The organism is Mesorhizobium sp. M0296 (genome assembly GCF_040321675.1).
In the GTDB taxonomy this organism is placed as follows: Bacteria; Pseudomonadota; Alphaproteobacteria; order Rhizobiales; family Rhizobiaceae; genus Mesorhizobium.
On sequence record NZ_JAMYRZ010000003.1, the window covers coordinates 55,401 to 69,355 of the forward strand.

General features: G+C 62.6%; 11 protein-coding genes, 1 tRNA gene and 1 pseudogene. 10 read left to right on the forward strand and 3 right to left on the reverse strand.

The genetic code is table 11. The annotated features are described in order from the left end of the window. The first annotated feature begins 21 nt into the window (after positions 1 to 21). The 6 genes from NKI97_RS04480 to NKI97_RS04505 all read left to right on the forward strand — a co-directional run bounded on the left by NKI97_RS04480 (position 22) and on the right by NKI97_RS04505 (position 6,429). Entirely contained in the window at positions 22 to 1,602 is a 1,581-nt protein-coding gene (locus tag NKI97_RS04480) for an ABC transporter substrate-binding protein (RefSeq protein ID WP_352749672.1), read from the forward strand. Positions 1,603 to 1,668: 66 nt separating this feature from the next. After that, complete coding sequence (locus tag NKI97_RS04485; protein ID WP_023678169.1) at positions 1,669 to 2,628, forward strand: ABC transporter permease; 960 nt, start codon at positions 1,669 to 1,671, stop codon at positions 2,626 to 2,628. Continuing rightward, the gene (locus NKI97_RS04490; RefSeq protein WP_352749669.1) at positions 2,628 to 3,518 is read left to right on the forward strand and encodes an ABC transporter permease; all 891 of its coding nucleotides are present in this window, start codon (positions 2,628 to 2,630) and stop codon (positions 3,516 to 3,518) included. Before NKI97_RS04485 ends, NKI97_RS04490 begins: the two co-directional genes overlap by 1 nt. 18 nt (positions 3,519 to 3,536) lie before the next feature. Next, positions 3,537 to 4,454 (forward strand): dihydrodipicolinate synthase family protein, encoded by a 918-nt coding sequence (locus NKI97_RS04495; protein WP_352749666.1) that lies wholly within the window; start codon positions 3,537 to 3,539, stop codon positions 4,452 to 4,454. Then, positions 4,451 to 5,461 carry an ABC transporter ATP-binding protein gene (locus NKI97_RS04500; protein WP_352749726.1) on the forward strand — a complete coding sequence of 337 codons (1,011 nt, stop codon included), beginning with the start codon at positions 4,451 to 4,453 and terminating at the stop codon, positions 5,459 to 5,461. Before NKI97_RS04495 ends, NKI97_RS04500 begins: the two co-directional genes overlap by 4 nt. Next, positions 5,461 to 6,429: an ABC transporter ATP-binding protein gene (locus tag NKI97_RS04505; RefSeq protein ID WP_352749663.1), complete on the forward strand. Its 969-nt coding sequence runs from the start codon at positions 5,461 to 5,463 to the stop codon at positions 6,427 to 6,429. Before NKI97_RS04500 ends, NKI97_RS04505 begins: the two co-directional genes overlap by 1 nt. 16 nt (positions 6,430 to 6,445) lie before the next feature. Here NKI97_RS04505 and NKI97_RS04510 read toward each other — a convergent pair whose 3' ends face one another. The 3 genes and pseudogenes from NKI97_RS04510 to NKI97_RS04520 form a co-directional block, all read right to left on the reverse strand. Next, the gene (locus NKI97_RS04510) at positions 6,446 to 7,159 is read right to left on the reverse strand and encodes a haloacid dehalogenase type II (RefSeq protein ID WP_352749660.1); all 714 of its coding nucleotides are present in this window, start codon (positions 7,157 to 7,159) and stop codon (positions 6,446 to 6,448) included. A gap of 319 nt (positions 7,160 to 7,478) precedes the next feature. Next, positions 7,479 to 7,769, reverse strand: a pseudogene (locus tag NKI97_RS04515) (DUF167 family protein); the annotation flags it as partial. A gap of 8 nt (positions 7,770 to 7,777) precedes the next feature. Continuing rightward, positions 7,778 to 8,068, reverse strand: coding sequence for a YggT family protein (locus NKI97_RS04520; protein WP_023678162.1), 291 nt, complete (start codon positions 8,066 to 8,068; stop codon positions 7,778 to 7,780). Between the two features lie 164 nt (positions 8,069 to 8,232). On the opposite strand from NKI97_RS04520, the gene NKI97_RS04525 reads away from it, so the two are divergent. The 4 genes from NKI97_RS04525 to NKI97_RS04540 all read left to right on the forward strand — a co-directional run bounded on the left by NKI97_RS04525 (position 8,233) and on the right by NKI97_RS04540 (position 13,901). After that, positions 8,233 to 8,308, forward strand: a tRNA-Ala gene (locus tag NKI97_RS04525). A 239-nt stretch (positions 8,309 to 8,547) separates the two neighbouring features. Continuing rightward, complete coding sequence (locus NKI97_RS04530; RefSeq protein ID WP_352742840.1) at positions 8,548 to 9,006, forward strand: hypothetical protein; 459 nt, start codon at positions 8,548 to 8,550, stop codon at positions 9,004 to 9,006. Positions 9,007 to 9,126: 120 nt separating this feature from the next. Further along, positions 9,127 to 12,339 carry an AfsR/SARP family transcriptional regulator gene (locus tag NKI97_RS04535; RefSeq protein WP_352832880.1) on the forward strand — a complete coding sequence of 1,071 codons (3,213 nt, stop codon included), beginning with the start codon at positions 9,127 to 9,129 and terminating at the stop codon, positions 12,337 to 12,339. Between the two features lie 224 nt (positions 12,340 to 12,563). After that, a complete protein-coding gene (locus NKI97_RS04540) occupies positions 12,564 to 13,901 on the forward strand; it encodes an LGFP repeat-containing protein (RefSeq protein ID WP_352451262.1) in 1,338 nt (445 codons plus the stop codon). Positions 13,902 to 13,955: the final 54 nt, after the last annotated feature.

Below are 13,955 nucleotides of genomic sequence, written 5' to 3' on the forward strand. Positions count from 1 at the left end.
ACTATGCCAAGGGAGGAAACCATGCGTATCAGGACCATCGCATTCTCAGTCGCCGGGCTGCTGCTCGCCAGCATTGCCCCATTGACCAGTGTCCAGGCACAAAGCGCCAAGACCATTGCGGGCGGCTTCGACGTCGGTCCCGGCGGTTTTCCCAAGAACTTCAACCCGCTGGTGGCGACCGGCGGCTACACCTGGCTCAGCACCTATTTTGAACCGCTGGTCATCTACAATGCCGGGCTGGCCGATATCGAAGGCGACCTCGCCAAGGACTACAAGATCAGCGACGACCAGCTGAGCTATACGTTCAACCTGGTCAACGAGACCTGGCATGACGGCAAGCCGTTCACCTCGAAGGACGTCAAGTTCACCCTCGAGCTTGCCAAGAACAAGGCCTCCGGCAGCCTGTTTGCCGCCCGCCTCGCCAACATCGCCTCGGTCGATGCCCCGGATGACCACACCGCAGTGGTGAAGCTATCGAAACCGAACGGCTCGTTTCTATCCATCCTCTCGCAGCTGATGATCCTGCCGGAGCATGCCCTGGCCGCTCTGCCGCCGGAATCGCTGGCGACAAGCACCTGGTGGTCGACCACTCCGGTCGGCACCGGCCCGTTCAAGTTCAAACGATACGTGAGCGACCAATATGTCGAACTGGCAGCCGATGACGATTATCGCGGCGGCAAGCCGAAGGTAGACGTGCTCATCAACCGCTATTTCGAGTCGCCGGCGGCGGCCGTTGCCGCGCTCCGTGCCGGCGAAATCCAGTTCACTTATGTCGAGCCCGACGATGCGGCATCGTTCAAGAGCGACAGCAATTTCAAGGTGATCGAAGGTGCCTCGTACGTGGTCAACTATATCGGCCTGAACCAGAAGGTCGACCTGTTTAGGGATATCCGTGTCCGCCAGGCGATCATGTACGCGATCGATCGCAACGCCATCATCGACAGCCTCTACGGCGGTGCCGCCGAGCCAGCGAATTGCGGCTATGTCGCGCCGCATCTCGTTCCCGCAGGCCTCGAACCCTATGCCTACGATCCGGCAAAGGCCAAGGCGCTGCTGAGCGAGGCCGGCTGGGACAAGATCAACGGCGACAAGCCGATCACCTTGCTGACCTATTACGGCTCGCCGCAAGCGGCCAATGTGATGGCCGCTGTCCAGTCGATGCTGGCCGAGGTCGGCATCAATGTGGTGCCGCGGGTCGTCGATACGCCGACCTACAACGGCATCGTCTACAAGCAAGGCACGCCGGACTGGAACGCCTTTCCGATGGTCTATGCCGGCCTGCAGAACGGCCCCAACCCGGCCGGCCTCAATCCCGGCCTCAACAAGTCGCAGATCCCGCCGGCAGGCTTCAACACCATGCGCATCGAGTTCGACGATCTGAGCACCGCATTGGACGCCGCGCTAGGCCAAACCGATCCGGCCAAGCTCGATCAATCCTGGCAGGGGGTCTGCAAGGTCATGAACAAGGAGCTACCCTGGGCGACGTTGTGGGTGGCCAACCGCTATGGCGTAGCCTCCAACAAGCTGCATGACTTCGTCTGGACGCCGGCGCCGGGCGGCGGCCCCTACGCAGCTCACCCCGAGCGCTGGGACATCCAGTAAGAAGCCCGCAACCAAGCGAGCAGGCGGGACCACTTTGGCGCCGCCTGCCACCGCCACGGAAAGCCCATGTTGAGCTTCATCGCCCGCCGCAGCGCCACAGGATTGCTGATGCTGGTCGCGCTCAGCGTCCTCATCTTCATCCTGTTGCGGCTGGCGCCGGGCGATCCGATCGACGCCTATATCAACCCATCGGTCCCCATGTCGGCTTCCGACCTCGAGGGCCTGCGCGAACGGCTCGGGCTCGATCGGCCGCTTCCCGTGCAGTATCTCGCCTGGCTGCGCGCGGCGCTGAGCGGTGACTTCGGCTATTCGATCCAGCGCAGCGGCGTTGCCGTGCTGCCACTGGTCATGGAACGCATCGGCCCGACGGCGCTGCTGATGGGTACGGGCCTGGCGATCGCCATCGTGCTCGGCATTTCCGCCGGCATTTTCAGCGCGGTGCGCCGTAACGAACCATCCGACATCGCGCTGTCGGTGCTGTCGTTTATCGGTATCTCCAGCCCGGCTTTTCTGACAGCGCTGCTCGGTCTCTATTTCTTCTCGGTGCTGCTGCGCTGGGCGCCGTCCGGCGGCATGCAGACCGCCGGTGCGCCGTTCTCGGCGACGGATGTGCTTGCGCACCTCGTCCTGCCCGCCTGCCTGCTGTCCGTCGGCCATGCCGCGCTGATCATGCGTTACATGCGCGCCTCGCTGCTGGAAGTGCTCAACCAGGATTACGTGCGGACGGCGCGTGCCAAGGGCGTGCGCGAGTTCTGGGTTATCATCAAGCACGCGACCCGCAACGCGCTCTTGCCGGTCATCACGCTAATCGGCTCGACTGTCGGCATCGCCATCGGCGGCGCTATCTTCCTGGAAAGCGTGTTCAACTGGCCGGGCATGGGACTGCTTCTGGTCAATGCCGTTGGCACCCGCGACTACCCGGTGATCATGGGCGCCACGCTGGTGATCGGCGTTTGCGTCATCCTGGTCAACCTGTTGACCGACGTCGTCTATGCCGTCGTCGACCCGCGCATTCAGGTGGCGTGATGGTAATCACTGCGCCGGATACGACAGCCGTGCCGCAAACCAAAGGCCCGCTTCGCCGCGCGCTCGACCGCTTTTTCGAAAACCGCGCGGCGCGTGCCGGGCTTTTGATCGTCATCCCGATCCTGCTGGCGGTTTCGACGTATCCTTTGTGGTGGCCGTTCGGTCCTAACACCATCGACCTCCGAGCAATGAACAAGGCGCCGTCGGCCATTCATTGGCTGGGCAGCGACGGCGTCGGGCGCGACGTCATGGCCCGGTTGCTGCAAGGCGGGCGAATCTCATTGCTGGTTGCCGTCAGCTCGGTCGCCATCTCCACCGTCATCGGCTTCCTGGTCGGTGCCGTCGCCAGCTTTGGCGGGCGCCTCGTCGACGGCACGGTGATGCGCCTGGTCGATCTGGCGATGACGCTGCCGCCGGTGATCTTCCTGCTGGTGCTGGCTTCGATTGCCGGCACCGGCATCGCCCCGACCATACTGGTGATCTCGCTGCTCTCCTGGCCGGTGCTGTCGCGCATGGTGCGCGCCCGGCTGCTCGAACTGCGCGAGCGCGATTTCGTCGTTGCCGCCCGCGGCATGGGCGCGGGGCTGCCGCATCTGCTGTTCCGGCATGGCCTGCGCAATTGCATCGATATCCTGGTCGTTTACGCCACCTTGCAGATCGCCAACGCCATCCTGCTCGAGGCCGGCCTGTCCTTCCTCGGCCTCGGCATCGCACCGCCCGAAGCCAGCTGGGGCAACATGCTCAATCTCGCCCGCTCCACCGTCGTGCTTGAAAATTACCCCTGGCAATGGATGTTCCCGGGCGCCGCACTGGTGCTCACCGTGCTCGCCATCAACTTCATCGGTGACGGCCTGCGCGACGCATTCGACCCCCGCTCCGATCTCAACTGACCTCAAAGGTTTATCAAAATGCCCCTGTTTACCGGCGTCGTGCCACCTGTCGTCACCCCGCTCAATGCCGATTTCAGCATCGACTTCCCGTCGTTCACCCGCACTATCGAGAACCTGCTCGACGGTGGTGTTCACGGGCTGTTCGTGCTCGGCTCGACCAGCGAGGTGGTCTTCCACGACGAGGCGGGCCGCAGGGCCATCCTCGAGCACGCGGTCAAGGTCAATAACGGCCGGGTTCCGATCTTCGCTGGGGTAATCGACCCGACTACCGACCGCGTCATCAACCACGCCCGGATCGCCAGATCGGCCGGCGCCGACGCCATCGTCGTCACCGCGCCGTTTTATACCCGCACCAGCCAGCCGGAGATCGGCGACCACTTCCGCTATATCAAGGATGCGATCGACATTCCGGTCATCGCCTACGACATCCCGGTCTGCGTCCATGTCAAGCTGGAGCGCAAGACCACGGTCGGCCTCGCCAGGGAAGGCGCCATCGCGGGCATCAAGGATTCCAGCGGCGATGACGGCAATCTGCGTTACGTGCTCAAGGACATGGCCGACGACCCCGGCTTCTTCGGCATGACCGGCTCCGAGATCCTGGTCGACAGCGTGCTGGCGATGGGTGCGCATGGCGTCGTGCCGGGCCTCGCCAATGTCGACCCGCATGGTTATGTCAGGCTGTGGAAGCTGACGCAGGCGGGCCAGCATGCCGAAGCCCGCCTGGAGCAGGAGCGATTGTTGAAACTGTTCGAGATCGTCTGGATCTCGCTCGGCAGGACCAGCGCCGGCTCGGCCGGCGTCGGCGCCTTCAAGGCGGCGATGAAGAGCCTCGGCATCATCGCCTCGAACACCATGGCGCGGCCGCAACGCAGCCTGAACGAGGAAGAAACCGCGAAGGTCGACATGATCCTTCGCGACGTGGGGCTGCTCCGCTGAGTGTCGCGCCGATCCTCTCGATTTCCGGCCTGCGCGCGGTGTTCCGCATCGCGGGGCGCGACATCGCGGCGGTAACGGATGTCGACCTGACGATCGGCTCCGGCGAGACGGTGGCGCTCGTCGGCGAATCCGGATCCGGCAAATCCGTCACCAGCCTGTCGATCATCGGCCTGTTGCCGAAAAGGGTCGGACATATCGCCGAGGGGTCGATTGCGCTGCGGCGCAAGAACGGCACGGTCACCGAATTGACCAGCCTCGATGCCGAGTCGCTGCGCAAGATACGCGGCAACGAGATCGGCATGGTGTTCCAGGAGCCGATGACCAGCCTCAACCCGGTCTACACGATCGGCGAGCAGATCGCCGAACCGATCCGCATCCATCTCGGCAAATCGCACCGCGAGGCAGAAGCAGACGCGGTGCGGCTGCTGGAACAGGTCGGCATTCCCGATCCGAAGCAGCGGGCGCGGCAATATCCACACGAACTTTCGGGCGGGATGCGCCAGCGTGCCACCATAGCCATGGCCCTGTCCTGCGATCCAGGCTTGCTGATCGCCGACGAGCCGACGACCGCGCTGGACGTCACCATACAGGCCCAGATCCTCGATCTTTTGGCCGAACTGCAGGCGCAGCGCGGCATGGGCATCCTGTTCGTCACCCACAATCTCGGCGTCGTCGCCGAAATCGCCGACCGGGTGGCGGTGATGTATGCCGGGCGTATCGTCGAAACTGGTCCGGTGAGCGAAGTGTTCACCCGTCCGCGTCATCCCTATACGGCAGGGTTGATGCGCTCGGTGCCGAGGCTCGGCCAGGCCACGGCGCTGAAGGCGGCGGGAACGCCGCTGCCGACCATTGCCGGAAATGTTCCGTCGCTCGCCTTGCTGCCCAAGGGCTGTTCCTTCGCGCCGCGTTGCCCGATGGCTATCGCTGCCTGCCGCGCCGCGGTCCCTCCATTGTTTGGGGCGACGCCGACCCAGCAAAGCCGCTGCCTGCGCTGGGAGGAGCTCTGATGGCCGACGCCCCTTTCCTCGCTGTCAAAAACCTGACCAAGCATTTTGCGCCGACAGCGTTCTCGCGCGGACCCGTCGTAAGGGCGTTGGAGGATATTTCCTTCGATATCAGGCGTGGCCAGGTGGTCGGCCTGGTCGGCGAATCCGGGTCCGGCAAGACGACGATCGGCCGCTCGGTGCTGCGTCTGATCGAGCCGACATCCGGCCAAATCAACTATGACGGCACCGACATCACCAGGCTGGGTGCCGCCCAGTTGCGCCGCCAGCGCCGCAAGATGCAGTATATTTTCCAGGATCCCTTCGCCAGCCTGTCGCCGCGCATGACGATAGGGCAGATCCTCACCGAAGGCCTGGACATTCAAGGCATCGGCAAGAAGTCCGAGCGGCGGGCGAAGGCCGAGAAGGCACTTGCCGCGGTCGAGTTGCCGGTCGACGCCTATGACCGCTACGCCCATGAATTTTCGGGCGGCCAGCGCCAGCGCATCGGCATCGCCCGGGCGCTGACGCTCGAGCCGGAATTCATCGTTGCCGACGAGCCGGTCTCGGCACTCGACGTCTCGATCCAGGCGCAAATCATCAATCTGTTGCGCGACCTGCAGCTCCGGCTCGGCCTGACTATGCTGTTCATTTCGCACGATCTGGCTGTCGTCGAGTACATCTGCGACACGGTCATCGTGCTCTATCTCGGGCGCATCATGGAGGTTGCGCCGGCGGCCGAGCTTTATGCCCGGCCGCAGCATCCCTACACACGCGCGCTGCTGTCAGCCATTCCATCGCTCGATCCGCTGGCCAGGCAAGGCCGGCAGGTGCTCAAGGGCGATATTCCAAGCCCGGCAAACCCGCCGTCGGGCTGCGTTTTCCGAACCCGTTGCCCGTTTGCGCTGGAGGCTTGCGCCGGGGCTGTGCCGCCGCTGAGGGCGACAGCCGAGGGCCATCTGAAGGCCTGCATCCGCGACGACATCGCTTAGGTTTTTTGCCCTCGGCCTACGGGAGAACTTGGGCGAGATGGACAAGGTCGTCGGCCACAAAGTCCCAGCTCTCAAGAGGCGAGAGATCGGTCGTCTGCGCCGGGCCATGCTCTTTTGGCCGAGCAACAAAGGCGGTTCCGATACCGCATTTTCGTGCCGCAGCCAGGTCGTCATTATGCGCGGCGACTAACACGGCCTCCGCAGGTCGCACCTCCAGGATCTCCAATGCGCGGAGATAAGCCTGCGGCGCAGGCTTGTAGGTGCCGAACACATCCGAGCCAAGGACGGTGTCCCAAGGCAGGCCGGCGCGCTTGGCCATATCCAGCAACAGCCGGGTATTGGCTCCTGACAAAGGCACGATGATGAAGCGTTCCTTTAGCCTCGCAAGGCCTTTCAGCGAATCGGGCCACGGCTCCAGCCGGTGCCAGGCGAGGTTGAGTTCCTCAAGTTCGGCGGTCGGCAGCTCGGACGGGGCCAGCCCGAACTGGACGAGGGTGGCGTCCAGACTCTCCCTGTTGATCACGTCAAGTGAAACGAAAGGCCGGTGCCCCGTCCGCACCGCCTCGGTCGAGGCGTCATAGCGCGACGCCCACGCATCGGCGAATTCACCGGGATCGACCTGCTGTACACCATTTCGCGCGAGGAAGGCGCCGGCCTCCCTTGCGATACCGCTGCGCCAATCAACGACGGTTCCCAGAACATCGAAGAATAGGACTCGAGTGGCGGTCATAATTGCGCTTTCCGGTCGGGTTGCGGTGGGTGTCCTGCCGCATCAGTCGCGATAGGACGGATCGACGTCGTCGAGCTGCTGATCAGATAGTCGAAATGTTTAAAAGCCTGATCGCGAAGGTGGTTCCCCCGGGCTCATTGAAACGTCGTCGACACCAACCCATATGCAATGCGCGTCGGATGTTTCCTCCCATTCGTCCGGCGCGTTCCCCTCTGAAGGTTTTCGACCTTCACATCTGGCCGGGCTTTGCAGCCCGGCCTTTTTTTGCGGGGTAAGTGAGCGAGCCGAGATCATGGCGCAGGGGTGCCCAGCGTATCGATGCGTTCGCCAGCGCCGCGGGATCGCCAAGCACGCGCAGCGTCTTCAGCCGAGCTGTGCCGCCGGCGGCGATCGAGACGGCCGATGCCGGCACGCCAAGCGCCTTAGCTACCAGCCTTTCCAGCGCTCGATTGGCGGCTCCGTTTTCCGGCACGGCGCGGACGCGGGCTTTTAGATAGCTTCGCCCATCCACCGATGTTTCGATGCCGTCCAGCCTGTCCATCGCCGCTTTCGGCGTCAGCCGGACGAACAGGTCGATGCCGTCGGCGCGCGTGCGAAACGGCGCGCTCATCGACGCCCTCAGACGACCAGCGAAAGTACGGTGGTGAGCAGGAACTGCCGGATGAAGAACAGGATCAGCAGCAGGATGATCGGCGAGATGTCGATGCCGCCGAGGTCGGGCATGAAGCGGCGGATCGGCCGAAGCGCCGGCTCGGTCAGCCGGTAGAGCATGTTGCTGATGGTGTCGACGAACTGGTTGCGGGAGTTGACGACGTTGAAGGCGTAGAGCCAGGAAAATATCGCCGAGGCGATGATGATCCACCAATAAAGGTCAAGCGCCATGACAATGGTCTGAATGAGGGCGATCATGCCGGTCTCCGATTGCTGCCGACATGTAGCCACTGTAGGTGAAAGCGGCAAGAGCCGTCTTCCGCCACATCGCGAAGCCGGACGAACGGCCGAACGGCATTTCGGCAGCAAGCGCAGCCTTGACAGGAAACCGCAGCGGCCGATAAAAGCCCCATCCGCTGGACGGGGCTGTAGCTCAGCTGGGAGAGCGCGTCGTTCGCAATGACGAGGTCAGGAGTTCGATCCTCCTCAGCTCCACCAGCGGATTTTTAGAATCCCTTGCCTGGTTGCATGCCGAAGACCCGCTTGGAGTCCATGGCTATCCTCAGCTGAAGCAACCGAATGCATCGCGGGCCTCTGCCGGCTTGGCACTATCGTTGCCGGGTGGATTCACATCGGCGACGTAAAGGCCTTCTACACCAGTAGCGTATGCGGCCTATTGCTACTGCGCCTCGTCCTTGCCAGACTTGGCCCGTCTTCAAAACCGAGGGGAATTCACCATGACCAGCACGACAAGGCGTGATTTTGTAGGTCTTACAGGAATGGCAGCGACTGCCCTGGCCGGTGCTGTTGCAACACGAGCTACCGCTGCGGAAAGCGACGTATCGCCATCGTTCGATGAGATTCTTCAAGAGTACAATCAAAACAACACAGAAAGGACTAGATCAAAGCTGGCGATCTATGTGGTGCTTTCTCATCTGCACGCCAGTCTCGAGGACGAATTTAGCGACCTTGGGCTAGAGCTGCCTTTAGGGAAAAAAGCGTTGCCATCGAACCTGCCGGCCAATTTCGCGGACGCGCAGGTTGCACCCCTTCCTTGGCTCTTCAAGCCCTCGGAAGTTACCGACCACGAACGAAACGGCTATGCGACGATTGCAATGCGAATGAACGCAGTGATGGCAAGACACACCGCCGACGTGAGTGTCGGGGTTTCGCATATCATGTCGCACAAGGGATAACCGCGACCTTGCCGGCGAGCACGGCACGTCAGGCGAGCACAACGCCGGCCGGCGATTTGTTGTTGCGGGCGAACCGATTGCCTGTTTTCGCGAGGCGACTGCGCTGCGAGAGTCCTCACAATGGATAAATCCCTCCGGGACGCGCCGCGCGAGATAGCAAAGCTCTCGGCACCCCGGCCAGTGGGAATTGTCAGCCGTCCGCGCGTAGTGGCGCTGCTGTCGCAGGCCCTCGACAGCGGTGCATGCTGGCTGGCTGCGCCTGGTGGATACGGCAAGACCACCGCGGTGATCGACTTTCTGGAACACAGCGGGCCGGAACAAGGCGGCCTGAAGCAGGGCGAATCGGCGTACAACTGGTATCGGGTCGACACCGAGGACCAGGACGTTGCGCGCCTTTTCCACTATCTGACGCTGTCGCTCGACGGCAGGCATGCCGGCATGCCGGTGTTTGGTCCGGAATATGCCGACAATTCCGACGATTTCGCGCGGCTGTTCTTCCGCACCTATTTCTCGCGGCTTGATCCGGGCACGATCCTGGTCCTCGACGATCTGCATCGTGCCGATGCGCCAGGCTTTCGCCGGACGCTGGCGATCCTGTTGCGCGAACGCCCCAACACCGTCCGCTGCATCTGCACATCGCGGATGCTGCCCGAGGGCGATGTCACCGACCTCGTGCTGTCGGGACAGTTGCCGGTCCTCAACCAAACACTGCTGGAGTTTTCGCCTGCGGAGGCTCGCAACCTCATCACCGCCCGCTCGCAATCGCCGTCCGAGGTCGGCGACATTTCGGAGGCGCGCGGCTGGGCGGTGGGCCTTCTCCTGCTGGCCAACGCCGGAATGTACTACCCGCTTTCGCAGACCGGCCTTGCCGGAGGCGCCGGCCTTCGGGAGATTGTCGGACGTTATTTCCTGCGCGACATCGCGCCGGAGGACCAGGATCTGCTTATCAGGCTCAACGTTCTGCCGGAGATCAGCACGGAGCTTGCCGATGCGTTCCTGGGCTCGCCGCAGGCTGCTCGCCTGCTGGTGCGGCTGCAGCATCGCCAGCTGCTGATCACGCGCGACGGTCCGGGCGGCGCCGCCTTCCAGCTGCATGACTTGTTGCGCGAATACCTTGCCGGCCTACTGGACCGGCGCGTGACGGAAGCGGACCGTTCCAGGCTGCGCGAGCAGGCAGCAAAGGTCCTGCACGAGGCAGACAAAACCGACGCGGCAATCGTGCTGGCGTTGCAGGCGGGCGCCTGGCCGCTGGCACGCCAGCTCATTCTGGAGTGCGCTAACGGCGTTCTCTCGCAAGGGCGCAGGGCCAGCTTCGTCGAATGGTGCAACAGGCTGCCCCCCGACCAGATGGACGGGTGGGTCCATTATTGGCTGGGCGTCGCCTTCGCATCGGACGATGCGAAGGCCGAACCGCACTTCTCCAAGGCATGGCAAGCATTCGAGAACACCGACATGCGCGGCCAATGCCTGACGGTCGCGCGGGCGGTCGTAGTCAAGACTGCCAGCTGGCGTACGCATGAGGGGCTGGCGGATTGGACGCGCCGAGCCTCACAGGTTCTTGCCAGGGGATTGCCGGAGTTGGATCCGGAGGAACTCATGATGGTCAGGCTCGGCATCCTGCGGGCCGTCGATTTCGCCGAACCTGGCGAATTCGACGTCCATGACGCGAAGCGCCTCGTGAATGATATCCAGCAGCGCCTGACACATCTGCCGATCGAGGATTCGGTCGAGTTGCGCCTGCTGGCAAGCGAAGCGCTCATCGACTACGCGACCTCGTCGGGGCAGCGCGACATTTTTGCCAATGCCGTGGACAGCGTTGCCGCCGATCTCGAACATCCGGATATCCCGCCGCTGGTGCTCGGCATGTGGCTGGTGTCCTTTGGCTCGGCCAGCGGCCGTTACTTCCCCTATTCGCGGCGCGGTTTTGTCTATGCCTCGGCCGAGGATGCGTTGCGACGCGCAACGGCGATAGGCGAGCGGCACGCCTTACGGGGCGTCGAGTTCAGCGCCCTCTATCAGCTTCAATTGCTGATGAAGCTTCACAACAGGTTCTCCGAATTCAATGCGCTCGTCTCCCGGCTGGGCGAGATCGCGGACAGCAGGTTCACAACCCAGGTCGCTGTAGTCGCCGACTGCCACGCGGCGATGCACACGCGCAACGGCGACTTCGTCAAGGCTTATCTCGACTGCGATGCCTTCATGGATGCGATCGAGCGGGCGAATGAGCCGATGATCGAACGCTGGCCGCATTACGTCACCAAATACCAGGTCCTGCTGGCCGATCGGCGTCCAGCGGAGGCCATTGCGCTACTCCAGGAGATCGTCGAAAGGCTGAGCGGCGGCCCTCGCCAGCGCGTCGAACTCAACATTCTGGCCGCTCAGGCCCTGGAGCAGAAGTGGAACGGCGGCGCGTCCTATGGCAGTCGTCTGGCTGAATTCATGGAGGCGTTGCGCCAGGTCAACCCCTCCGCAATCCTGCTCAACCTGCCGGACCTATTGGCCGATCTTGTCGCCGATGCGCTGGAGCGAAAGATCGACGTCGATCTCTGCCGCCGTGTCGTTCGGGCGCGATATCTGGTCCCGCCCGCTGGCCGACCCGCCCAGTGGCCTTGGCCGCTCAGGATCCACTTGATGGGAGGCTTCCGCCTCGAAATCGATGGTGCCGAGGTCGCGCCCGGTGCCAAACCTACCCGCGCGCTCGACATATTGCGCATTATCTGCCTGTCGAGGGACCAGGTCTGTTCGGTGGAAACCCTGCAGGATTGGCTCTGGCCCGACCTCGACGGCGACCAGGCCAAAGCGGCCTTGGAGCAGGCGCTGCATCGTCTGCGCAAATTGCTCGGGCAAGGCGAACTCGTAACGCTGAGAGAAGGCCGTTTGCGGCTCGCTGCCGACAAGGTCTGGATCGATCTGCAGGATTGGGAAGACCGGCTGAAACCCGTTCTGTCGGGCCAAAGAGACTGCGCAATCGAGGAGCAGGAGATGCTGCTGGAAGGCTTTGTCGGCCCGCTTTTCTCGAATGCCCCGATGCCCGCCTGGTCGAATGCCGCGGCCGACCGGGTGCGGGATGGGTTTGTGGAGCTTGCCGTGCGGATCGCCAAACACTGGCAGAGTCAAGGCAATGCGGATCGGGTACGCCAGGCGTGCCGGCGTGCGCTCGATTTCTACCCGGAATCGGCCAAACTCCATGGCACGCTCATCCAGGAGAGCCTCTCCAGGAACGATCATGCCGGCGCCATCGAGGATTACCGGCGCTATGAACGCGCGCTCGCTTCGACCGGCGATGACGAGCCCTCGCCTTTGCTGCGTTCGCTCGTGCGCCCGTTTCTCTAGACCGGTTCATCGTTTCACGGAAACGCCGAACCGCTCTATCTCTTTATTTTTGCGCAATTCCGGACGGAAAACCGTTCCACACTTTTCCTGGAATTACTCTGGCGCAGCTCGGAACTCTGTAAGCCGTCCGTAAGTCGCGGTCTGGGAACCTCGGCTCGTCGATCAAAACCGATCGCCGGAGGCCTGAAGCCCCCGATACCAACACTCACAGGAAGGAAAAGGTCATGCCGTATACTGCCAGAGCAACTTCGAGAGTGCGTGCCGGCACCATCCGCGCTGGAGCCACAAGACTTTCCGACCAGCTCAGGATCGGGCCTTGGTCGCTCCTCTCGCCCGAAGCTGTCATACAGCAAAAGTACAACTCCCTTGGAGGCGCCGGCTTCGCCGAGATCGACAGGAAGGACACTGGAAAAGCCTGGTATCTCAAGAACGGCTCATGCATTTGTTACAACGATGCCATGCACGACGCCTTTGAGATCCATGGCGAAATCTACAGGAAGTGGATTGCGCTTGGCGGTCTCGCGTGGGGCATTCCCTGCACCGACGAAACCGGAACTCCCGACGGCGTCGGCCGATACAATCACTTCAACAACAATACCGCTTCGATCTACTGGACACCGAACACCGGTGCTCAAGCGATTTGGGGGGCAATTCGCGGCAAATGGGCAGCAATGGGCTGGGAGCGCTCGGTTCTCGGCTATCCGGTCACCGACGAAACCGGAACTCCCGACGGCGTCGGGCGCTACAACCATTTTGCCAATGCCGGCTCGATCTACTGGACACCGAACACAGGAGCCAACGTGGTGTACGGTGACATTCGAAAGAAGTGGGAAAGCTTGGGCTGGGAACAGTCATATCTGGGGTACCCAACGACCGACGAGACCGAATTTGCCGACGGTGGCCGTGCCAATCTGTTTGAAAACGGCGGCATATACTGGTGGCCCGACACCGGCGCGATCGACCTTCGAGACGTCGTCGTCCACTATACCGGCCTCCATTGCTTCGGCGAGACCGACTGGGATCAGGGATCGAGTGCGGACGAACCCTATGTCATCGTCAGCGTGACAACGCCGCAGATCGCCGACACCAGGCGCAGCCAGGTCTATGGCGACGTCGATGCCGGAGATACGAGACCCGACCTTATGGAAATCTATCGAGGCAAGCCCTACGGCATCAATATCGGCACGGTGCTGATGGAAAACGATTTTGGCGACCCCAACAAATACAAGGACGAGGTGCAGAAGATCGTCATGGGCGTCCATACGGCGGGCACGCTGGCTTTGGGCCTCATTCCGGTGGCAGGACCTATCATTGCCGCGATAGCCGGCCCCGCCCTGGGATCCTTGATGCCATCGATCGGCGGCGCCATTAGCGATCTCTTCGATTGGGGCGATGACAGGATCGGGAGCGCGACAGTGACCATCTCCGCAAAGCAGATGGTGTTGCTCGCGGCACGTACGAACAATACCACCTTCAGCGGGATTGGGTTCAAAGTGGAAACGCCCCTGATTTCCGGCGAGGGGGCTTCCTACAAAGCCTATTTTGGCTTTGTGCCTGCCTAGGCCAATCGCCTCGGCAAAAACCTTCGCCGAGACAATCAAACTTACCAGCCCCGC